12 protein-coding genes are annotated in these 25218 nt (G+C 33.1%); all 12 read right to left on the reverse strand.

Features of this window, described 5'->3' with window-relative positions:
* Entirely contained in the window at positions 1–1170 is a 1170-nt protein-coding gene (gene galK / locus CLU82_RS07615) for a galactokinase (protein ID WP_100842522.1), read from the reverse strand.
* Positions 1171–1227: 57 nt separating this feature from the next.
* Positions 1228–3654, reverse strand: coding sequence for a DUF4982 domain-containing protein (locus CLU82_RS07620; RefSeq protein WP_100842523.1), 2427 nt, complete (start codon positions 3652–3654; stop codon positions 1228–1230).
* Positions 3655–3711: 57 nt separating this feature from the next.
* Positions 3712–4746: a glycosyl hydrolase 53 family protein gene (locus CLU82_RS07625; RefSeq protein WP_100842524.1), complete on the reverse strand. Its 1035-nt coding sequence runs from the start codon at positions 4744–4746 to the stop codon at positions 3712–3714.
* A gap of 6 nt (positions 4747–4752) precedes the next feature.
* Positions 4753–5862: a glycosyl hydrolase 53 family protein gene (locus tag CLU82_RS07630; protein WP_100842525.1), complete on the reverse strand. Its 1110-nt coding sequence runs from the start codon at positions 5860–5862 to the stop codon at positions 4753–4755.
* A gap of 20 nt (positions 5863–5882) precedes the next feature.
* Positions 5883–6932, reverse strand: coding sequence for an aldose epimerase family protein (locus CLU82_RS07635; protein WP_369829000.1), 1050 nt, complete (start codon positions 6930–6932; stop codon positions 5883–5885).
* Positions 6933–7102: 170 nt separating this feature from the next.
* Positions 7103–8176 carry a SusE domain-containing protein gene (locus CLU82_RS07640; protein WP_100842527.1) on the reverse strand — a complete coding sequence of 358 codons (1074 nt, stop codon included), beginning with the start codon at positions 8174–8176 and terminating at the stop codon, positions 7103–7105.
* Between the two features lie 105 nt (positions 8177–8281).
* Positions 8282–9889 (reverse strand): RagB/SusD family nutrient uptake outer membrane protein, encoded by a 1608-nt coding sequence (locus CLU82_RS07645; protein WP_100842528.1) that lies wholly within the window; start codon positions 9887–9889, stop codon positions 8282–8284.
* Positions 9890–9899: 10 nt separating this feature from the next.
* Positions 9900–12854, reverse strand: coding sequence for a SusC/RagA family TonB-linked outer membrane protein (locus CLU82_RS07650; protein ID WP_100842529.1), 2955 nt, complete (start codon positions 12852–12854; stop codon positions 9900–9902).
* A gap of 1661 nt (positions 12855–14515) precedes the next feature.
* Positions 14516–16738: an alpha-galactosidase gene (locus tag CLU82_RS07655; RefSeq protein ID WP_100842530.1), complete on the reverse strand. Its 2223-nt coding sequence runs from the start codon at positions 16736–16738 to the stop codon at positions 14516–14518.
* 43 nt (positions 16739–16781) lie between these two features.
* Positions 16782–19916, reverse strand: coding sequence for a glycoside hydrolase family 2 TIM barrel-domain containing protein (locus CLU82_RS07660; protein ID WP_100842531.1), 3135 nt, complete (start codon positions 19914–19916; stop codon positions 16782–16784).
* Positions 19917–20300: 384 nt separating this feature from the next.
* Positions 20301–21818, reverse strand: coding sequence for a RagB/SusD family nutrient uptake outer membrane protein (locus CLU82_RS07665; RefSeq protein ID WP_100842532.1), 1518 nt, complete (start codon positions 21816–21818; stop codon positions 20301–20303).
* 10 nt (positions 21819–21828) lie between these two features.
* Positions 21829–24903 (reverse strand): TonB-dependent receptor, encoded by a 3075-nt coding sequence (locus tag CLU82_RS07670; RefSeq protein WP_232735230.1) that lies wholly within the window; start codon positions 24901–24903, stop codon positions 21829–21831.
* Positions 24904–25218: the final 315 nt, after the last annotated feature.

Consider the following 25218-nt stretch of genomic DNA (forward strand, 5'->3'; position numbering starts at 1 on the left):
CTAATTAATTTTATGTAATGACGTACCGTTTCCGATTTTTACATCATAAATTTTCAATTCTATATCAAAAGCCTCTTTATATAACTGAGTCAATTTTGTTTTGATAGCTTCTTCTTCTCCTTTTTTAATCAAATTGATGGTACAACCTCCAAAACCACCTCCCATTAATCGGGAACCAATTACTGCTTTTTCCTTTTTCAAAGTATCAACAATAAAATCAAGTTCATCACAACTAACAAGATATTCCTTAGATAAGCCTTCGTGAGTTTCAAAAAGCAATTTACCAAGTTCCTCAATATTTCCTTTATCCAAAGCTTCACAAGCAAGAGCTACACGCTTAATTTCTTTGACTACAAAATGACATCTGACAAATACATTAGGTGACATTTTATCTTTCAAACTTAGCACATGACTCTCATCACAATCTCTAAAACTTGTAATCTCAGGGAAATTACTTTTGATTATAGAAAGTCCTTCTTCACATTCTTTTCGTCTAACATTATATTCTGATGTCATTAACGAATGTTTTACATTAGAATCAAATAATATCAAAGAATAATCACTAAAATTAGCATCATGATAGGTATAATCCAATGTTTTGCAATCAATTTTAATCACCTTATTTTCTAAGCCCATCACGCTCGAAAACTGATCCATAATACCGCAATTGATACCAACCCAGTGTTCTGCTTTTTGACCCATCAACGCGATATCAACTTTTGGAATTGTTAAATCAAAAAGTTCTTTGATTCCAAAAATGGTTCCACATTCTAAGGCTGCCGAAGAAGACAATCCTGAACCAGTAGGTATGTTGCTACTGAATACACAATTGAATCCATCGAATGAAAATCCTTTGTCTTGTAATTGTTTGATTACGCCCAAAATATAATTAGTCCAAACGATTTTGCTCAATACAATCTCTTGAGTTAAATCAACTTCAAATTCCTCATTTAAATCGATAGCAACAATTTTAGATTGCTTCGAATTGTTCTTTGCAAAAGCGAAACAAATTATCTTGTCGATGGCTGCTGGTAAAACATAGCCATCATTATAATCGATATGTTCCCCAATAATGTTAATTCTCCCTGGAGAAAGTACTATTTTTTCCGGAGCATTACCAAATGTCTTCTGAAAAAAATCGGTCGTTTGTTTAATTAATAAATCGTTCATTATCTTGAAATTACTGTTATTTTGAAATTATTTAAGTATCTGTTTAAATTCAGCTTTTTATTTAGCAGACACCAAGGTCAATTTACCACTCTTAAGCCCAGCACCATTTACTTCGAGCTTTACATCACCAGCAGTTATTGTGGATTTTACAAGAACTACCAATTTTCCACTAAAAAGTTTCATGGTCTCTTTATGAAACATTTCGAGTGAAGTAGCATCACCATTGCAGGCTGCACGATAAGTACCCGCTCCTGTAACCTTAAATTTTAATTGGTTAGTTGCCGTAGGGCAAGGAATTCCATTTTTATCAACTACCGAAACAGTTACAAAGGAAATATCTTCGCCATTGGCAGTAATTGTTTTCCTATCTGGATCTAAAACAATTTGATAAGGATCACCAGCAGTATGAATTTCTTCTTCTTTGACAGCTTTTCCATTGTCATCATAAGCCACCACTTTTACAGTTCCCGGCTCATATTTTACATCCATCCACATCAGGCGGTAACGGTTTTGCGGAGTGTCTTTGTTCTTTTTCTGAACTCCCATGCTTTTTCCATTAATAAAAAGTTCTGCACTATTATAACTAGTATATACAAAAACGGGAGTTGTTTCTCCTTCACGACCTTTCCAATTCCAATGTGGCAGAATATGAAGCGTAGATTCTTTCGTATTCCAACGGCTTCTGTATAAATAGTAGCGGTCTTTAGGTAAACCTGCTAAATCGTTAATTCCGAAATAAGAACTTCTGGAAGGCCAGCTTTCGTCATAAGGCGTAGGCTCACCTAAATAATCAAAACCTGTCCAAACAAACTCACCAATTACCCAAGGTTTATCATCTTGAAGCACAAAATCTTCATCGGGAACATTAGACCAATTACAGGCTTCTAAATCATACGATGAGGATTGAAAATCAGGATATTGTTTATCTTTAGCTTGAACCACAGGGAATTTATAAATACCTCTAGAACTAACAGTTGAAGCAGTTTCTGAACCTAAAATAAAGCCTTGCGGAAATTTATTAAATGCTTCATCATATAAGTGTACGCGGTAGTTCAACCCTGGAATATCTAATAATGCTCCAAAACCAGATTCCATAGTAGCTTTTACTTGATCCATACCAACAGTTACTGGACGTGTTGGGTCTTCTCTATGAAATATTTCCTGTAGCCATTTAGCACGTTTTACACCTTCTTCTCCCCATTGATCTGGCACTTCATTTCCAGAACTCCACATAACAATGGAAGGGTGATTTCTTGTTGCGTGTACTAGACTTACAACATCTTTTTCTGCATACTGATCAAAAAATCTATGATATCCATTTTCAACTTTTGGTTTTACCCATTCGTCAAAACTCTCTGCTAAAAACATAAAACCCAATTCATCCGCAAGTTCCAGTTGCTCAAAAGAAGGCATATTGTGCGAACTACGAATGGCATTACAACCAAGATCTTTTAAAATCATCATTTGTCTACGAAGAGCGGCTTTATTAACTGCAGCTCCAAGAGGACCAAGATCGTGGTGAAGACAAACTCCTTTAAATTTGGTTACTTTTCCATTAAGACTAAAACCTTTATTAGCTTCGTATTTTATTTCTCTGATTCCGAAAGGTGTTGAAATCTCGTCTTTTAAATCATTTCCAACATATAATTGAGAAACCGCTTTATACAAATAAGGAGATTCTGGCCTCCACAATTTTGGGTTTTCTACTCTTATATTTTGATCGAACTCAGTTCCGAATTTTATAGTAGATTCATCAGAACTTAATTTATGTCCTTCAGCATCAAAAATAGTGGTGACTAAACGAGTATTTTCTCCAGAAGTTTTTGTCTTAATACTAACTTTAGCAACATCTTCACTGATTAATGGTGTTGTTATAAACTGTCCCCATTGGTCAATGCTCTCTTTGTTTTTTATAATAACGCTTACTTTACGATACAAACCCGCACCCGGATACCAACGCGAAGCAAACTCTTTATTTGTTAATTTAACCGACAAAGTGTTCTCACCTTCTTGTATAAATTCTGAAACATCAAAATAGAAATAACTATAGCCATACGCCCATTCTCCTACTTTTTTTCCATTCAAATACACTTGAGGTTCGCTCATTGCACCTTCAAAAAGCAGAATGATTTTTTTATCTTTTGAACCTTTAGGTAATATAAATTTATTACGATACCATGCAGTTCCGATATGTGGCAAAGATCCTGTTCTACCTGTTTTTTCGGTAGCAACTTTTTCTCCGTTTTGAACAATAGCAACTTTCTGTATATCTACATTTTTATCAAAAGGCCCATAAATTGCCCAATCGTGAGGAACGGTTACAGTTTCCCACTTCGAATCATTAAAATTTACTTTAGAGGCATCTTCAAAATCACCTTTTTGAAATTTCCAATTGGTATCTAACACTTTAACCTCTCGTATTTGAGAGAAAACCGCTTGTGCTAATGTTAAAAATATAACAAGAATAGGTATTAATTTCTTCATTATTTTATTGATTTAACTTTATAATGTTAGTATTATTTTAAATTTCACTAATCAAAACTATTCTTTAAAAGCATTCAATGCCATTGATGGTTTCCCATCTGAACGCCAAGCGCTTAATTCATAATGACTCCAGGATTTTGCTCCTTCAGGCTCCCAATAAATAACTCCTAACCCTTTATTATTTGGCACTGCTTTTACCGCTTTGATAACAGCAACCAACATATCGTATGTGTTTTGTTCTTGAGCATCTATGCCGCCAACTTCAACAACCATCACTTCTTTGTTATATCTAGCTGACATATCGATTAGATTATTAGCCAAATCACCAATGTTTTCTTTGTAATCCGACTTAATCCAAAACGGATAATAGGATAAACCGATCACATCATATTTTACATTATTCGTTTTGGCATTATCAAAAAACCATCTGAATTTTTTACTATTATTTCCTTCATCTAAATGAACGATCACTTTGATATTTTTATCTACAGCTTTGGTAGCTTCATATCCTTTGTTAAGTAATTGAGCCAATTGAGAAAAGTTATCTGTACTTCCTTCTGGCCACAACATACCACCTGGGATTTCATTTCCTACCTGTACCCATTCCGGAGTAACACCAGCAGTTTTTAAAGCTTTCAAAACATCTTCAGTGTGAAAATAAACGTCATTCAATAATTCTGAAAAAGTATGATTTTTCCACGCTAACGGTTTGTTTTGTTTCCCTGGATCCGCCCATGAATCACTGTAATGAAAATCAATCATAATGCGCATTCCCATCTTTTGAGCACGAACAGCCATTGCTACCGTTTCTGCTGCACTACAATGTCCGCTTGCTTTATCATCTGAAGGATTCACCCAAACACGTAACCTAATAGTGTTCATCCCTCGGTCTTTCAATAATTGTAAACAATCTTTTTTACTTCCATCAGTATCATAAAACTGATAACCAGTAGCTTCCATCTGTGGCAACCAACCCACATCGGCACCTTTTGCAAAAGAATCCTCTTTTGGCTTTTCTGCAGTTTTATTAGGTGTACTACAAGAAATGGCAAACGTCAGGAGAATTACAGAAAAGGATAATATCTTTCTCATATTAATTTAATTTAAACTGAAAGCTTCAAAAACTGGCAATGCTTTATTGTTAAAGTCATATAATGCTTGATTTTCGAATGTTGAACCATTTTTTGCCTGGTCCCCTTTGAACGAAATCCATTCTCCTCCCCAGTAAGCAAAACCGATACCAGATTTAGACGTCTTTACAAGATCTTTAATCGCTAACACAAAACTTTTTTGTCCTGCCGGAGTTGCTGGATAACCTGAAACCAATTGATTGTCTGCACCAACTATATTGTCCGTCCAATCATCATAGCCTAATGTAAAAGGATAAGCAGTTTCGGCTATAAGCACTTTTTTACTAAACTTGCTTCCCAAAGCATCTATAGTACTTTTTACTACCGTTAAATCTTTACCATGCCAAATTGGATAATATGAAAGTCCTATGTAATCATAATCAACTGATTTTACTTTGTTAAAAAACCAATCAGTATCAGATGCACTTACACCAGCATAATGAATCATTATTTTTGTTTTTGGTGCTTTACTACGAATAGTTGCGCTGGCAGTTTTTAATAAATCAATGCATTGTGCTTCTTGATTAATCAAATGTCCTTGTGGCCATAATAAACCACTGTTTATTTCATTTCCTATCTGAATAATATCAGGATTGATATCTGTTAATATTGTAGTTGTATAGACAGCGACAGCTGTTTTTAAATCCGTAAAAGACAAATTTTTCCATTCTTCTGGTGTAGTTTGAACTGCTGGATCTGCCCAATCATCTGAATAATGAACGGTAAGCCAAACTTTCAAACCTGCTTTTTTTACACGAGCAGCAAGCGTTTTTACTTCGGCTAATCCAGAATGTCCTCCCGCTGGGTTTTTCCATAAACGAATTCGGATAGTATTACAACCTGCATTTTTTAAAGTAGTAAGCATATCTTCTGTCTTACCATTATTTGTAAAAACAACTCCCGCAGTTTCAATTTCAGGAAGAAAAGAAATATCCGCAGCTCTGATAAAATCATCTGCCACAACAACTGGTGGAACAACAACTGGAGCCTCAGTAGAATCTGAAGAATCACTGCTAGAACAAGCAAACTGTAGCGATACTAAAATAGAAAGTGATAATAAGGTAAATATTTTTTTCATGAGTAGATTCGTTTTTAAAATTATTGAAATTTATAAATAGTATTATGAGTGTATTCTTCACCTTTTTTTAGAAAGGCACTTGGAAAATGCTCATGATTTGGTGCATCTGGAAAATTTTGGGTTTCAAAACAAATGCCACTTAACGGATGATAATCTGCGTTTTCTTTTCCTTTTGTTTCATTAAAACAATTACCTCCAACATAAATATGAACTCCAGGCTGATCGGTATATACGGTCATTTTTAAATTATTTTTTTCACTAAAGAGTGAAGCCGCAAATTCATCTTTTTCAGTTAAAACAAAAGTGTTATCAATTTTGGAAGGACACTTCTTTGGAGTAGAAAAATCAAAAGATGTATTTTCTATTTCTAAATACCTACCAGTTGGAATATTTTCTGCTGTAGTTTCAAGCATTTGGTTTGTGTTTACGACTAAATCCTGATCTTTCACATCCGATAAATGACCGTTCAAATTAAAATAACTATGATGAGTTAAATTCACTATTGTATCTTCGGTAGTCTTGGCACTGTATTGAATAATCAACTCATTTTCTTCGGATAATGTATAAGTAAGCTCTACCACTAAATTCCCTGGATAATTTTCTTCATTTGATGGACTAGAATAACTCAACGTTATTGCTGATTTTTCATCTTGTATTACTTTTTCAACTGACCATATTTTTTGACTAAACCCAATGATACCACCATGTAAGGAATTATCATTGTTGTTCTTATTCAAAAGTATTTTTTGTTCATTCAAATTAAAAGTACTATTTGCAATCCTCCCGGCATATCTTCCTACTGTTGTCCCCATATAAGGTGGACTTACTAGTTGAAATGATTGTAAATACCCCTCTAAAGAATCAAAACCCAAAACAACATCAACAATATCACCGTTTTCCAATGGTACTTTTAATTCTGAAATTGTAGCTCCGTAAGTAATTACCTTTAAGCTCATTCCATTTTTATTGGATAATTCATAAGAGTATACAGCATCTCCATTAGGCATTAAACCGAACAATTCCTCTACAGAAGTATTTTTAATTTGTGAATTGTGTTTTATTTCCATCATTTTATTGTGAAATTTGAAATTCAAATATATATAAAATATCGAGTCAGACATACCAGTACCTACCAGTTTTTGAATCTTTAAAAAAAACCTCGGATGCATATCATCCGAGGTCTAATCATTATTTCAATATACTTTTTGTTTATAGTAAAAAACTTGTAATCAAATACGTATTATAGTGCTGGAATTAACATATATCTACCATCGATATCATCAAACCAGATATCGTATTTTCCTGTAGTTTCTACCCAAATATTAGCTCCGGAGCTATCTCCCCAACTTACATCCCAGCTATTATTAGCTTTAAATTTCATTTTTCCTTGCACTAACTCTTGAGTAACTTTCCAAATATGAGAATCGAATGTTGAACGAACCATAGGAACATCCACACTCCAGTTATTATCATCGCCTGTTAATACAGAACCTGTTACAGAAATTGCATTATAATCAGTCTTCGTCCCTGTATAAGAAGAAATAGTATAAGTCAATGCTTTAATATCAATTGCAAAAGTATAATAACCATCAGCATTAGTAGGGAAAAGTCCTGGATCTGCATCACCTTCTGTAGCTCTGTATTGTACTTTGTCGCCATTTGCACCATACATTGGAGCCCAAAAACCAGTTTGCTCAAGCAATTTAAATCCACCAGCTGTAAAGTAACCTGTATAATATTGTTTAGCTGGATCAAGTGGATCTCTAAAAATTGGCACAACAGCCATATTTGCATCCCATAACGCTGAAGTTCCCGGACCAATTAAATACAAATCTTTTGAAGGGAAAACTCCTGCATAAGGTGTTACGATAATTGTTATTGGAGTAGAAAGTTTAGGCTCTGATCCTGTAGTCCCAACAGTTGATTTAATTCTAATATCAATAGTTCCCTGTTCGTCTGCCTTTAATCCAAGATCTAAAGCTTTTGTATTCAATTCAGCAACAGTCATAGTTGCATGAGTTGTCGTTACTGAAGAAACATCTACTGGAGCAGCAAAATCAGTATTACTAGCTGCTAATTGGATAGTATAAGTTACAACTGTTGGCGTTCCATAATCTACTGCTTCCCAAGTTAGAGTCAAAGCAGTATTATCTGGTGTGTCCTCGTTTAACACAACCGAAGAACCATTATCTGGAGTAATGATAGAAAAACTACCAGCTTGAGGTTCTAAAAGCATGAAATTCTCTTCGTTTTCACATGACGACATTCCTAAGATAAGTGCCAGTGCAATAAAATGTTTGAATATATTTTTCATATGTTAATATTTTATAGTTTTTTTTAAATTTGCATGTTTTTTTTGGCTTTAACTACCAATTGTCAAACCATGCACATGAGTTTTGTTCAATTTATTTATAACAGATTAATAACCTGTATTTTGATGTAAATTATGGTTAGCTCCCAATGAACCAACAGGAATTGGGAAAACACTCATAAACGATGGAATTGAAACTCCAGTTGAAGCATTTCCTTTCCAAGCCCAATTGTAAGAACCACCAGTATATTTACCAAAACGAATTAAATCTTGTCTTCTATGAGCTTCCCAGTGTAATTCACGTGCTCTTTCATCAATTATAAAATCAAGAGTTAAATCACTTGCGGTAATATTTCCAACAGTCGAATTTTTATTGGCTCTCAATCTCAAAGCGTTTACATAAGTTAAAGCTTGAGTTGCATTTCCGTTACCACCTCTAAGTGTAGCTTCGGCATACATTAAATAAACATCTGCTAATCTAAATAGTGGAAAATCAGTATCAGCATAAGTAGAGCTACTACCATTTGCACCTGTAGAAGTTTTATTTGAATATTTAGATAAAATATAGCCTTGCGTTTTTACTCCAAGATCAGCAATATCTATAGGTCTTTGCTTTGAAGGATCACCTTGTACACCAGTTCCAATAGTTTTTCTAGTATCTTGATTAAATTTTCCTCCATCAAATTTTTGCGCAAATTGCTTTCTGATTCGAAGTGCACCACTCCATCCACCAATTCCAAAATCGGCAGCATTATTTTCCCATACCCCAATTTCACCATTAATCAAAACTGTAGTTGCTCCCCAGTTTTGAGAAACCACTCCATCAGATTGAATACCAAAAATGATTTCTTCAGAAGTATTGTTATCAGCTTTAAAGTTATCTAGGTAATTCGGTTTCAAAGTATAGCCTCCTGCAATTATTTCTTCACACTTGGTCACACAATCATCATAACGATCTTCCTGAACATATACTTGAGCATTCAAATAAATTTTGGCTAAAATCATTCTTGCCATACCTTGATCTACTCTACCATAAACATTGGTACGTGCTGGTTTCAAATCTGGAATAACTGCTAATAATTCAGTTTCAACAAAATCAAATAACTGTTTTCTGCTAAATTCAGGTCCAGCGTAATTGATAGGATCATCCTCTGTGTACATTGGAGCTTTACCAAACAAGTCCATCATATTATAATAAGCATAAGCTCTTAATACTTTAACTTCTTTTCTGTAAAGTGCAATATCTGCAAGTTTTGCAGCATCAGTAATTCCTCTTGATTGCAATTTTTCAGGAGTACTTTGACGCAAAAACTCATTGGCATAAGCCACAGAAGCCATTGTTCTACTGTACATACCTAAAATTACAGGATTGGCAGCTGTCCAAATATTTCTTTGCAATTCGGCAGTACCGCTATCGGCTTCATAACTCCAAACTAATTCGTCTGTAGTTAAATCCTGCAAATACAATAAACATCTGGTAAACTGGCTTGTTCCAGCATCAACACCTTCCAGCGAAGAGTCATTTGGACCAATAACCCCTGTCAAAGTAAGATTACCATATACTCCTGCAAATGCTTTTTCGTATCCTCCTGGAGAAGCATACAATGCATCAGAAGACAAAACATCATCATCTTCAGACACAACATTTAAGTCATTGGTACATGATTGAAGTACCGTTGTGAGTACTAAAATGGATATATATATATATTTTTTCATGATTTTATTTTTAAAATTTGATGTTAAGACCAAACAAAATAGATCGTTGTCTTGGATAAATGGTTTTATCTACACCATTGTTTGTAATTTCAGGATCCAATCCACTGTATTTAGTAATTACAAATGCATTTTGAACTCCAGTTGAAACTCTTAATGTAGCCTTATCATTTAACCAATTTGTAAAAGTATAACCCAATGAGATATTATCCATTTTTAAGAAAGAAGCATCTTCTATATAAATATCAGACAATACCACATTTGAAGTAGTTTGAAAACCAGTTTGTAATATTGAAGACGGAACATTACTTAACACTCCTCCATTTTCTAAGTTATCAAACTGTGCTCTAGAAGCATCAATTGCATTAAAAATTCGATTCCCAATACTTGCTCTCAAATTGAATGAAAAATCAATATGCTTGTAATTCATACTAGAAGAAAAACCAAATACAGCATCTGGATCGGGATTATGATAAATATATTTATCAGCATCATTTTTCACACCATCACCATTAATATCAGCAAAAGCACCATCAATAGGTTTCCCTGCTGTATCATATAATTGTTTGAAAACATAATAAGAGTAAGGTGCATAGCCTTCGCTAAAAACTTGCCCAGGAGTCCCTGTACCAGCAATATTATCTCCCAAAAGAATATCGGTATTATTAACCAAATCTTTAATTCTTCTTTCAAATTTAGTAGCTGTCAAGTTTACATTCCAATTAAAACTATCCGATTGCAATACAATAGCATTAATACTTAGCTCTACCCCTTTAGTTGTAAACGAGCCTACGTTTTGATACACTCGATTCGAGAAGTTACTACCGTCAGAAATTGCCGCATTTACCAACAAATCTTTAGATTCTTTAGCAAATACATCTACAGCTGTTGTTAGACGATTATTAAAAAGTCCAAAATCTACACCTATGTTAAAAACTGAAGTTTCCTCCCATTTCAAATCTTTAGTTCTTTTGCTTGGCAATGCAACTGGCATTGAAACATCTCCAAAATAATACTGTGAGTTACCACCACCAAGGTTATATTTTTGTAAATAACCATTTGGCTCTGGTATGTCTTGTTGTCCTGTAATACCATAACTCACTCTAAATTTAAAGTCGGATATCGTTTTACTGTCTTTAAAAAAGTCTTCTTTCATTTTCCATGCAAAAGCTGCTGCTGGAAAATTACCCCAACGATTTTCTTCTTCAAAACGAGAAGATCCGTCTCTTCTATAAGACAAAGTCAATAAATATTTGTCTTGAAAATTAATATTGGCTCTACCAAACAAACCTATTAAAACCACATCAGTATCGATAGTTGTTTCAGGAAAAGTTGACGCCAGATCAGGATTCAAAATATTACCTGTTTCAAATTTAGTGCTTTCAAATCTTTGATACGAATATCCAGCTGTAGCATCAATATTAAATTCGTTAACTTTCTTGTTATATGCAAAATAGGTATCTAATAATTTATTTCTTTTGGTTGCTTCTGTATATTCGTTAGTACCATAAGGAACATTATTATTAGCTGCTGCAGAACCAGCATCGTCTCCTACTAATCTTTTTCTTTCTCCATTCGATTGGTCAAACCCAACATTGACAACTGCTCTTAAATCAGGAAAGAAATGTAATTTATAATCCACTTCGAAATTACCAAAAACTCTATTACTAGTACCTCTATCATTGACCATCAATAATTGAGAAACAGGATTTCTAGCCGAATTAGGATCCAAAGTATATTTTCCATCACTATTAATTCCTGTAGTATATTCAAAAAATCCTCCATAAGGTGCTCCGTCTACACGAACAGGTTGTGTAGGATCGAACCCAATAGCTGCTCCTTCTACTCCGTCTGTAAATCTGTTTTTCTCATTAGCATAATTAGCTGCCAATTTTAATTTCAAATGATTATCAAAAAAAGCAGGATTCATAACCAATCCAACAGTATTTCTCTCGAACTCATTAGTTAATCTTAATCCTTGTTGATTAGTATTCCCTAAAGTCAAACTTGTTGGAATAACATTTAAAAGATTTCCTCTTACTGACAAATTTTGGTCTAAATACCCAGTGCTTCTATAGATCTCTTTTTGCCAATCTGTGTTAGCAGTACCCAATTTACTACTATAATTTGTCCCTCTATTTTTATCACTTTCTGCAATTAACGCACGATAATCATCAGCACTAAAAACATCTACTGTTTTTACAAGCTTACCAAATCCATACATTACATTATAATCTACCGCCAAAGTTTTACTTCCTTTTTTGGTTGTTATAATAATTACACCATTAGAAGCTCTAGAACCATAAATAGCAGTTGCAGAAGCGTCTTTCAAAACAGCAATCGACTCTACTGTACTAGGGTTTAGTGATGCTAAAAATGAAGAAGATCCAATATTTGTATTATTATCCAATGGCAATCCATCGATAACGATAAGTGGATCATTACTTGCAAACAGGGAACTTCCTCCTCTAATTCTCATTTCGGATTTAGCACCTGGAGCTCCAGTAGAGTTCACAGTTAAACCTGCTACTTTTCCTTTGAATAAATCTTCAGTAGTAACATTTGCCCCTTTATTGAAGTCTTTAGCTCCTAAAGCGACAACAGCACCTGTTGCGTCTTTCTTTTTCACTGAACCGTACCCAACTTGGATTTTCACTTCAACCAGTTGATTAGCTTCTGATTCAAGGCTTACGGTAAGAGTTTTTTGATTAGTAAAGGTTATAATTTCATTTTTATACCCCATAAATGTAAAAACGATTTTATCGCCTTGCTTTGCATTTGGAATCTGAAATTTTCCATCAAAATCAGTTGAGACACCATTTGGAGTCCCTTGTACTTTTACATTTACTCCGGGTATGGGTTGTCCTGAACCACTGTCCAGAACAGTCCCTTTTACTACATTCTGCGAAAAGGCGCAAAATGGAAGTAGGAGAAATAAAAATAACAACTTCTTGTAAATTTTTTTCATACTTTTTTTAAATTAAATTGATTGTGGTTTAGTTATTGGTTCATGCATTGGGTATTCTCTTTAATAAACTTGGGTAATTTTATATTTGAACTACCTGTTCAGGTATAAATCTTAATCGAAACAAAAAAACATATTTATATAAATAGAATTCAAGCGATTAGCATTATTAGCCAAAAAGAATCCTAGATCATATTATCGGATTTAATGAAAAATCGATATATAATTCGTTTAAAAACAATATTAATTGTTTTTTTTGCTTTATTTTTTATGAAATATGAAATTTCAAAATTATGTGTTAATTTTACATTTAAATACCAGTACCTACCAGTTTTTTGAGTATTAGTAAAAATATTATTAGTACGGTAAAAATTATTTCTAATCCAAAGAAACTTATTGATCTGAAATACAGATAAATTATTAATTCATTTGAAAAAGTAATTGAAAAGGAAAAACTTACTAAATATGTTTTTTCCCTATCAGTAAACAAAGTGTGTTTGGTCATTTTTATATCTCAACAACCGTCTTAATAAAAATAATAATATCAAAAAACAGGAAGTGCGCATGACATTCTTAAGAAGAATACTCATAATAAGATACTGATTATCAATGTTAAATAAAAATATTTTACTTTTTAACGGACTAAATATTTTCAAGGAATACTTCTACAACTCGTTTTTAAAAGGCATATATAAAAATATTGAAGAGGAGATTTTTTTTATAACTTTAATGTTAAGCTTTTCTAAAAATTGATAAATTATTGTTACCGTAATTACATCAAATACATCATCACACCAATCACTTAATCGATGTAATTTTTTTTATAAAAACCCTACCAGTAAACGATGTAATCATATTGCATCAAACCAATGAAGAGCTAAAATTCTTCCCAATGATTTATCAAAATAAAAAAAATATCCTCAAAAAACTGAATAAAATAAAAACAGAACTTAAAAAACAAAAAACATTATAGTTTTCGTCTGTTTCTAAAGGTTTTTAGTGATTAAATCAGTCTTAAAACAATTATATTGAGCACATACTTACTAATGAAATCATTCACGAATTCATAGTAAACAATAGAACATCAGGAAGCGTTTATATCTTCCCAAGTGATAGTAATCTCGTTCGGGAAATTGAGAAGACCCGAGAACAAAATCGAAAACTAGGAACTGATTTTGGTATCATTTCCTAAAACCAAACTCCATTAAAAAAAGAAGTACATAATGGAATCATTATTATTTTCAAACAAATTTACCTCTATAGGCAAAACCTCATTCTATTTAATTTTTTTTTAATTATTTATACCCAAAGCAACTACTTCAGGTATAAATAAATGAACCAAAAATTTATATTTTTTTTCTTAGTAAATTTTACAAATTCACATAAACAAAAACAATAATAAATTTACTAAACCAATAACGACAAACCACTGTATTATTGAATTTACATCTACAAAGTAAAACTTATTTAGAAAGTAATATGAGGGGTAAATTGGAAAAAAATAAAGGTCAAAATCGCAATTTCATTGCTTATTACACTAATAAACAATGAAATTGCGATTTTGACCTTTTACAAAAAAATAATTAATACAACCCCGTACATTAAAAATAAACAGAGCGTTTGGGGTTGTTTTTATTTTTCTAATCTGAGCTGATTAACTCCAATTATTTTACTTCGTTTATTTCGAGAACAACACTTGTTCTTTGTAAAGTAACATTCGGATTAATTCCTGTTTTCATAAGAAAATCTCCAGAAAAAATAGCATCTGCTGCAATTGACGAACTTGTTTCTGGATATAAATTAATTTCCTTTACAGTATATTTTTTATTTGGATTAAGTCCTTTAAGAACGACTGGAAGTTGTGTTGCCGTCATTTTTAAACGATTGTTCACTAAATAATTAAAAACAATAGCTCTGCTCTGATCTTTAGCAACATACATTAAAGCTGAAATATCATTTTCATGTGGATTTACCAAACGAAATAAATCGCCATGCCATACAACATCCTTAAAAGAATGATAGTTAGAAATGGCTTGTTTACAGAATATCTTATCCTTATCGTTAAGATGACTCGCAACAATATCGAAACCTAATTTACCCATACTTGCCACATCGACTCTAAATTTTAAGGGTTGTTTACCCCAATCTGTCACATGATTACAAGAAGAGATTGATGGGAAGAAATAGGAGTAATCCCATTGCATAAATATTCTCTCTATAGGTTCTGTATCGTCACTTGGCCAAAATTCGGTAAAGTATTTAAGGAATTCATAATCAGCTCTGCCACCACCACCAGAACATAACATCATTGGTACTTTAGGATATTTAGCACGTATTCTTTCCAATACTTTGTACAACCCTTTTATGTAATCTATGTACAAATTAGATTGAGGAATTCCTTTTTTGTTAAGATATGCTGAATACGCATTATAAATAACGGCATTACAATCCCATTTTATAAATGCCAACTCCGGATTTTTTACAAAAAGATTATCTACGATTCCAAACACGAAATCCTGTACTTCTGGATTAGACAAATCCAGCACTAATTGATTACGATAATAAATCTCTGGTCTTTCTGGCTGACGAATTACCCAATCCAAATGTTTTTCATACAGCTCACTTTTTGGATTTACCATCTCAGGTTCTATCCAAATACCAAATTTAATTTGTTCTTTTTTAGCTTCTTTTACTAAATATCCTAAACCATGAGGTAGCTTTTTTACATTTTCCTGCCAGTCACCAAGACCTGCTTTATCATCGTTTCTTGGGTATTTATTTCCAAACCATCCATCATCTAGCAAAAACATATCAACTCCAAGATCTTTAGCATCCTTAAACAAGGAAGCGATTTTGTTTTCATCAAAATCAAAATATGTCGCCTCCCAGTTATTCAGCAAAGTAAGTCTTTCGCCTTGACCGTCTAGCAATCTATATTTTCTTGCCCAATCATGAAGATTACGACTCGCTTCACCAGTACCGTTGTTAGACAATGCATAAACCAAAGAAGGTGTTTTGAAAACTTCATTTGGTTGTAAAAGATATTCTGAAGCGTATGGATTAATACCTGCAATCAAGCGAAGATTTTTATAAGAATCAATCTCAAAATCAAGTTTAAAATTACTACTCCAGGCTAATTGACCTAACATAACAGTTCCTTCAGTTTCTGATGCTGGTTTTCCAAAAGACAGCATAAAATTAGGACTTTGCAACAACATACTTCTTGTTCCCAATTTTGAATCCACAGTTCTAATTCCTTGTTGAAGCTTTGTTTCAATAGGCTGCATTTCCTTCAAGTACTCCCCTTGAAAAGTTGTTAGATAAAAATCTTTATTGGTAAAATATAAATTAGCCGAAGCAAATTTTTGCAACAAAACCGCTTTTTTCTCTTTGTGCTTTATTTCAGACCATTGCTCAATTACGTTTTCTTTTGGCCAGACTTTATAAAACAAAGTAACCTCGAACGGATAAACAGGATCTTTTAAGACAATACTTGTAAGTGATGAATTACTATCTATTTTTTCTGTTTTATGACTAACGTATTTTAGTTCTAATGAAGGATTCCCATCGGCATGTTTTACTTGTATTGCAGCTTCGGATAAGTTCCAAGTACCTGCTGGTGTATATACCGAATTATAGATTCCAGCGTTATCATCATTAAAGTTATACGCATTGGCAACCAATGAATATTCACTTGCGTTTTGAAGTGGTTTTCCAAAATAAACTGTTTTAAGCTTATTATCCTTATCCGTTTGCAACAGCAGCAAATTACTGTCTGTTGCTATTGGAATAATCACTTTTTGAGCTGATAAGCTAATGACACTTAATACAAAACACAAAGTGAATATTGCTTTTCTCTTAAAATTGGTTCTCAAATTTTCTTCCATAATTTTATTTTTAGTGTCCTCAATTCTTTCAATAACACTGCTTTTATTTTTTTACTGGTCTAATTACAAAACCATAACTATACTCTTTCCCTTTTAGAAGATATTGTTCATGAGGAAGTTGTCCCCAACTATTATCACCACCAACTCCTCTTTGTTTTAAATCAACACAAACTACAACTTCCTTACGAGGAGTGATGTCATTTGTATGACGGTATTTTTTAGTCAACCCAGGATCAAAATCTTCTGGATAGTTATTTAACGCACTTACACCCAATGATTGTAAACCTTCAATTTGAATTCCGTTTCCATTAGCGTTTGTGAGTGTTAACCAACGAACATCTGTCTTATACCCATTTTCCTGTGGTCTTGTATATGGAACATATTGATCAGCAACCTTGCTTTGATAAATTCCTTTTAATGAAGAAGTGTTTCTGTCATTATAATTTTCCCAAGGACCTCTACCATAATATTGAAAGTTCTCAAATTCATTTTTTAATGAAAATAACATTCCAAAACGTGGCATTTCAGATAATGGATTTGAACCAGCTTTAAACGAATTGAATATCGTTAAACTTCCATCAGCATCCATAGAATACGTAATGGTATAATAAGAAGCAATGTCACTAAAAAAAAGAGTAGCAACAACTGTTGTTTTACCACCTTCTTCTTTTGTCTCGATTTTATCTAATGAACTAATTCTTCCAACTGTTCTCCAAACATTACTGTATACTTGCATGTAGTTTCCAAAATCATTATCTGTTGGAGCACGCCAAAAATTAGGAACTGGCAACTGATTGAAAACTTGCTCTCCATTGGATTTGTATTGTTGCATCAAACCTGTTTTCTTATTAATTACAACTTCAACTGAAGCAGCTTTAATTGTGATACTATTTGCCTCATCAGTTAGGTTTGCTTTCCCTTTTGAATCTACAACTTTAGCGAAATATTTACTTTCGGCCAATGAGAATTGTTCTCTGGCAACTTCAAAATTTTCAGGCATAACTGCTGTTCCTTCTTTGGCGTAAGCGAAAACATTTAAAAGATATTCTTCACCATCTTTTGCACTAATATTTGGCAATTCAAGTTGAACTTGCTTTTTTTGTTGAGGATCAAGATTAACATCAAAAGTTCCCGTTTTTATAATTGAACCATTTTTTAAGACTTCATATTTAAATGAGTATTTATCCAAATTGGTATAACCAAATCCATTCTCGATTTCGATAAGACCTTTCTTTACATCAGCATCTTTAAAAATGATGTCTTGATATACTTTCTTTACTTCAAAAGCACCTGGATGCGGAGTACGATCTGGCCAAACTAATCCATTATGGCAAAAATTCTCATCATTAGTATAATTTTCGCTTCCCATGTCACCACCGTATGCCCAATACTTGCGCCCAGCTTCATCTTTTACTTCAAATCCTTGGTCTACCCAATCCCAAATGAATCCTCCTTGCATATTATCACTACTCTTAATAACATCCCAATACTCTTGAAAGTTACCAGTACTATTACCCATTGCATGAGCATACTCACACATAATAAATGGGCGTTTTACATTTTTACGAGCAGCATATTCTTTCATATACTCCATAGTTGGATACATAGGACAGACTACATCGGTATTTTCTTCTTCACCAGCTTGTTCAAACTGCACTAATCTTGTTTTGTCTCTATTTTTAATCCAATTATAGGCATCTTTAAAAACAGGTCCGTTACTACATTCATTTCCTAACGACCAAAGAATAACCGAAGGCTGATTTTTATCTCTTTCTACTAAACTATAGATACGATCCATATGAGCCGCTTTCCATTCTGGAAGATATCCAGGGTGTTTTGATTTGTCAAACGGCCCTTGTAACGCGGCTCCCATTCCATGACTTTCAATATTAGCTTCATCAACTAGAAATAAACCGTATTGATTACAAAGTTTTACCCACATTAAGTTGTTTGGATAATGACTGCAACGAACTGCATTTATATTTAATTGCTTCATTTGTTTAATGTCTTTCATCATCATTTCCTTATCCTGGTAATGTCCAGTTACAGGGTTGTGTTCATGAATATTTACACCATGAACCATAATACGAATACCATTAACTAACAACTGTCCATTTTTTAATTCTACTTTTCTAAAACCTATTTTCGTTCCTATTATTTCAATGAGTTTCCCTTTCTCATCTTTTACATTTAATAATAAAGTATATAAATTAGGTGTTTCGTTACTCCATAATTTTGGAGATGCTACTTCTTGATTAATAACAATTGATTCAAAAGAATTCGCTTTTACATTAACCTTTATTGTTTTGGTGAAAATTGTTTTTCCCGAAGCATCCACTAATTTAGCTTCGACACATTGATCATTTTTACTAGCAGAATTCATGTTTTTTAACTTTACATCAACTGCCAGGTTACCATTTTTATAGGATGCATCAAGATCAGGACGAGCAAAAAAGTCGGCAATTCTAACATCATCTGTACTATACAGATAAACATCACGATCTATACCTGACAAACGCCAAAAATCCTGATCTTCAAGATAAGAACCATCGCTCCAACGATATACCTCAACAGCAACATCATTTTTACCTGATTTTACATATTTTGTTATATCAAATTCGGTTGGACTTTTTGTGTTTTCGCTATAGCCTACTTTTTCCCCATTAACCCAAATATACATTGCCGATGTTCCTGCTTCAAAATGAAGAAAAACATGTCTGTCATTCCAGTTTTTAGGCAATTCAAAACTTCTTTTATAAGATCCTACTGGATTATCTTCATGATTTATAAAAGGCGGATTTTTAACAAATGGATACGTTATATTAGTATAAATTGGAATCCCATATCCTTTCAATTCCCAGTTTGAAGGAACTGAAATTTCGCTCCAATTTATAGTATTAAAATCTGTTTTATAAAAATCTTTTGGACGTTGATCTGGTGTTGGAGACCAAGCAAATTTCCAGGTTCCATCTAAAGTTAAAAACCAAGGCGAACGTGCATAATCATCTGCAATAGCAGAAGATTCATCTGCATAAGGTAAAAAAGCTGCTCTTGCTGGTTCTCGATTAATCTGAAATATTGCTGGATTTTCCCAATCATTGCTATCGGTCTTTAGCTGTGCTAGGACTATTTGAGAAACAACAGCTAAAAAACAGGTTAAGATTATTCTTTTTTTCATACTTAATTGTTTTTATCAGACACTTATTTTTATAGGTCTGATTATTTTTGAATCTGATTTTATAAATACAGATAAAAAACCCATATTCTTAAATAAAACAAATGATTAATTACAGTAAAACTACAATTAATCATTTGTCTTCATTCTTATCCATTTTATTTATTAGTCTCTGGGTGTGATTCTTATTTATATTAACCTAATTTAATTTTTACAAACTACATTAGATTAATTATATCTCATTACTAACTAACATTAAACCGTTTTTAATACCTTCTAAAAAATTTATCTTGCATTAAAAATTCCTGTATTATTAAACCAAAATTTCTACAGCAGTTTTAAAAGAATAACACCCAAAAAACTAATTATCAAAAATGAACTACTTTATTACCAAGGTGCATTTGGAGTCATTTTAGGATTATTATTCAACTCACTTGATGGAATTGGATAGTAATTATATTTAGCAGAAAAATTGTTATATCCTTCTCTTAAACTTCCTTTAATAACAGTTTCTAATGTACCCCATCTTCTTAAATCATACCAATGAAGTCCTTCACGCGCAAACTCCACATTTCTTTGGTGCATAATTTCATCCATCATTTGTGTTTGATTCCATCCCACCATTGATATGTCAGCCAATTTTGCTCTATCTCTGATTCTTTTTACTAATGGAGCCGCTTCTGCTACATTTCCTTGCATTGTTTTAGCTTCAGCAAGCATCAAAAGAACATCCGCATAACGCATTGCATATTCATTTAATTCAGATTTCCAGTCACCTTCATCATTATTCCACCAATTTTGATTTTTTCTGATCCATATGGCATTAGCTCCAAATTTTGTTGCAAAATCAGCTTTATAATAAACACAACCAGGATAATTCCAAGCTAAAGTAGCTGTAGCTCTAGGGTCAAATTCACCATCAGCAGTTTTTTCTTGAAGCATTGCATCCAATAACGTTTTTGAAGGTAATAATTCAAACCAGCCACCTACTTCACCAGGAGCACATTCCTGAGCCATTGTTGTAGCTCTTGTTCGTTGAGAAGGTTCTCCTCCCCAAATAATTGTTCCTCCTACTTTACTAAATTGGATTTCAAAAACAGATTCTTTACTATTTTCATGTTTTCCATCAAAAAGTTGTGCATAATCATCTAAAAGACCATAACCATTAGTCCCTTCATTATTAACTAATTTAGTAAATTGTTCTTCAGCTTTTACCCAATTTTTCATGTACAAATAGGTTTTTCCTAAATAAGCAATAGCAGCATTCTTAGTCGCTCTTCCTTTATAAGCAGCTGGATAATTTTCAGGAAGCGAACTTGTTGCTGCAAGCTCAAAATCTGCAATTACTTGATTCCAAACTTCCGCTTCGGTTGATTTAGCTTTAAAATAATCCTCTTGATTAGTAACGATGTCTGTAAAAATAGGCACACTACCATACTCTGTTACTAAGCAGAAATAGTTTAACCCTCTTAAGAAACTAGCTTCGGCAACTAACTGCTCTCTCTTTGTTTCATCAATACCCTGAATTTGTGGAGCATAATGAATTACCTGATTAGCACGAAATATACCTATATACAAAGTCTTGTATATAGCTGTTGTTTCTGCTGTACTTGGGCTGTTCTTATATGTAGCAACTGCATAGCGACCAGGTACATCATTACGAGCAATAAAGTTTTCAGTTCTGTTTTCTTTTAATTGCATTGACTGTATTTCCCAATAACCAGCGTTATTATTGTCAACTAAGGCATTGTATATCGTACCTACACCGGATTCTAAATCTGCTGAAGTTTTCCAGAAAGATTCATTTGTCAATTTATTTGGATTACCTAAATCTAGGTCTTCACTGCAAGAACTAATAGATAAAAGTCCTCCTATAAAAAATAGTATAATTAATTTCTTTTTCATTTTAGTCGATTTAAAAGTTAAGTTGCATTCCAAAAGTGATAGTTTTACTTAGAGGGTATGATTTGTAATCTATTCCTCTACCACCTAATCCGTCTCTTGAAACATCTGGATTATAACCTGTATAATTTGTATGAGTAAAAAGGTTGTCTCCTGCCAAATAGAATCGAAGTTTGTCAATTTTAATTTTATCAGTTAAACTAGAAGGAAGTGCATATCCAACTTGAATCGTTTTGATTCTAAGATATGATCCGTCTTCCAAGAAACGATCAGAATAATCAGCTCCATTATCATTTAAATCTTCAATATCCAATCTTGGGAAATTTGAATTTGGATTAAACGTATAAGAATCTAAAGTTGCAGCCGAATAATTGATATTAGATCTAACAGTAGCTATATCGGTATTGTTACCATTGTATATTTTATTCCCTTGAGTTCCTTGAGCAACAATAGTGAAATCAAGTCCTTTCCAATCAGCTTGAATTCTGAATCCGTATTCATAGTCTGGGAAAGCACTTCCTCTGTATTGTCTATCATTTCCGTCAATTTGACCGTCACCGTTGTAATCGACGTATCTTATATCTCCAACTTTAGCTCTAGGCTGAATAAGAACTCCGTTTATACTATGCTCATCTATCTCTGCTTGTGATCTAAATAATCCATCTGTTTTAACTAAAAAGAAAGAATAAATCGGAGATCCTACTTTACTATATGTTACTGGAGCACCATGAAAGGAACCAGCAGACCCTTCTAATACTTGACTTCCTGTACTAAGTTCATCAACACGATTATTTACACTTGAAATATTGGCGCTAACCGAAAAATTAACAGCTCCTACATGCTCGTTATAAGTAAGCCCCATTTCAAATCCTTTATTAGAAACTTTACCCGCATTTGTATATGGGTCATTTGCTGATCCAACAGACAATGGAACTGGTACTCTTAAAAGCAAATCACTTGTCTCTTTTTGGAAGTAATCAAAAGTATAATCAACTTTACCATTCCATAAACTAACATCTAGACCAACGTTTGCTGTTGCAGTAGATTCCCATTTCAAACCAAGGGCTGGGTAATCCTGTTGAATATTACCAATCCACAATGTATTTGGTTCTCCAACTGCATAACTAATTCCAGATGTTATAGATCCAAGGTATTGGTAATCTCCAATTTCTTGATTTCCTAATACACCATAACTAGCACGTAACTTTAAATCAGATATTGGTGTATTTAACTTTGTAAAAAAGTCTTCTTTACCAATTCCCCAAGCCGCAGAGATAGAAGGGAAATTACCCCATTTATTCTCTGGGCTAAAACGAGACGATCCATCACGTCTGAAAGTCGCTGTTAAGATATATTTGTTATCATAAGAATAGATAGCACGACCTAAGTATGACACTAAATTATTTTCGCTGGCATAACCAACTGATGAAGGCTCTTCTCCACCTGCCATAACATGTATTCCATCTGGCAATCCAGTTACAGAACCTACATTAGATCTATAGTTATTGTTATAAACCGTGTATCCTGCTAAAATATTCACAGAGTGTTTACCGAAGGTTTTTGCATAATTTAAAGTATTTTCTACTTGATAATACTGAGTCATATCACTTCCTTCTGCCAAAGTATTTTTCAAGTTTTTGAAAAATCCGCCTACTTCATAACGAGGAGTGTACGTATAACTTTTATGTTCAGAAATAGTTGCACCTACATTTAATTTATATTTAAAACCATCTAAAAAACTTGCTTCAACATAGGTATTGATAAGCGCTTGGTAGTAATCATTTTTAACATCAAAAAGATTTAGTGCAGCAACCGGATTAAATATATCAGTTACAGCACCTGATGCTCCACCATATCCTCCAACCGCATTTTCATCATAAATAGCAAAACCAGGAATCATAGAAATAGCAGACCCAACAACATTGCTACCTTGTCCGGGAACACCAGGCAAGTCTTTCTTTTTTTCTTTGGTTAACATTACAGTTTCTCCAATCTTGAAAATCCCTTTTTTATAATCAGATTTAACTCTAAAGTTAAGACGATCATAATTAGTTTCTTTAACTACTCCCTCTTGATCAAAGTAACTTAAAGACATACTATATTTTGTATTATCAGTTCCTCCAGATAAACCTAAAGAATAATTTTGAGTAGCCGCAGATCTAAATATTTGATCTTGCCAATCCACTCCTGCACCACCCACTTCAGGGTTTAATGCAATAGCAAGTGGTGCTTTTCCAGCAGCAGCATAAGCAGCTGTACTTACTTTAGCCCATTCTTCTTGATTTAACAAATCTAACGTATTGGTTACGCTAGACACCCCAATTGAAGAGTTAAAAGAAACTTTTAAATCCCCTTTTTTACCGCTTTTAGTTGTAACTAAAATTACACCGTTTGCAGCTCTAGATCCATAAATTGCAGCAGCAGAAGCATCTTTTAATACCTGAATAGACTCGATGTCACTAGGGTTAAGATTATTCATAGAAGAAACAGCAATATCATCAACTAAAATAAGAGGGTTATTATTATTTAATGATCCAGCACCTCTAATTTGAATTCTGGTACCTGACCCAGGAGCTCCTCCAGCAGATTCAACAGTTACACCTGCAATTTTCCCTTGAATTGCACTACCTACATTTGTGTTACTTTGAGAATCTAACTGAGATGATTTTAAGCCTCCTACTGCACCTGTCATGTCACTTTTCTTAATAGTACCATAACCAATTACAATAACCTCATTTAAGGCATTGTTTTCCTCTTTTAAAGCCACTTTAATTTGAGTTCTTCCATTTAATGCCTCTTCCACTTTTTCATATCCTACATATGAAAAAACTAATATTGCATTAGGATCAGATACATCTAAAGTAAAACTTCCATCATAATCAGTAGTTGCAGAATTAGTGGTCCCTTTAACTAATATAGAAGCTCCAATAATAGTCTGAGACGTTTTTTGATCAATTACTGATCCTGATATTTTATTCTGAGCTTGCAAACTGATACAGCACGTCATAATAAAAATCAACAAGGTAAATTTAGACAACAAGGAATCTTTTATCCATGTTAGCTGATTTAAGTTCTTTGCATTTTTCATAAAATCATAATTTTTAAAAATTGGTTAGTTAATGGTTTTTTGGTATTCAATCAATTCTGACCATAATGAGCTTAAAAAGTGATTAATTTTTTTCTCGGTCAGTATTCAAGTTTGAAAAAAATGCTTTCAAACTGATTATTGATTTTATTTTAAATATCTAATTATTATAAATCAAAATGTTTATAATGTTAACCAGATAAATTTCTCAACATTTTTTTAGACTTTTCTCAGGTATACTATCTCTTTCTATTCCTCCAATCATTTAATATCACGAGTAATGTTATTATTACAAGTTAGATAAGTCAATATCTTACA

The sequence above is a fragment of the Flavobacterium sp. 5 genome (assembly GCF_002813295.1).
Taxonomy (GTDB): domain Bacteria; phylum Bacteroidota; class Bacteroidia; order Flavobacteriales; family Flavobacteriaceae; genus Flavobacterium.

Coding starts and splice junctions, on each gene's coding strand:
- galK (WP_100842522.1), bottom strand. CDS start 1,170: ATGAACGATTTATTAATTAAACAAACGACCGATTTTTTTCAGAAGACA.
- CLU82_RS07620 (WP_100842523.1), bottom strand. CDS start 3,654: ATGAAGAAATTAATACCTATTCTTGTTATATTTTTAACATTAGCACAA.
- CLU82_RS07625 (WP_100842524.1), bottom strand. CDS start 4,746: ATGAGAAAGATATTATCCTTTTCTGTAATTCTCCTGACGTTTGCCATT.
- CLU82_RS07630 (WP_100842525.1), bottom strand. CDS start 5,862: ATGAAAAAAATATTTACCTTATTATCACTTTCTATTTTAGTATCGCTA.
- CLU82_RS07635 (WP_369829000.1), bottom strand. CDS start 6,932: ATGATGGAAATAAAACACAATTCACAAATTAAAAATACTTCTGTAGAG.
- CLU82_RS07640 (WP_100842527.1), bottom strand. CDS start 8,176: ATGAAAAATATATTCAAACATTTTATTGCACTGGCACTTATCTTAGGA.
- CLU82_RS07645 (WP_100842528.1), bottom strand. CDS start 9,889: ATGAAAAAATATATATATATATCCATTTTAGTACTCACAACGGTACTT.
- CLU82_RS07650 (WP_100842529.1), bottom strand. CDS start 12,854: ATGAAAAAAATTTACAAGAAGTTGTTATTTTTATTTCTCCTACTTCCA.
- CLU82_RS07655 (WP_100842530.1), bottom strand. CDS start 16,738: ATGGAAGAAAATTTGAGAACCAATTTTAAGAGAAAAGCAATATTCACT.
- CLU82_RS07660 (WP_100842531.1), bottom strand. CDS start 19,916: ATGAAAAAAAGAATAATCTTAACCTGTTTTTTAGCTGTTGTTTCTCAA.
- CLU82_RS07665 (WP_100842532.1), bottom strand. CDS start 21,818: ATGAAAAAGAAATTAATTATACTATTTTTTATAGGAGGACTTTTATCT.
- CLU82_RS07670 (WP_232735230.1), bottom strand. CDS start 24,903: ATGAAAAATGCAAAGAACTTAAATCAGCTAACATGGATAAAAGATTCC.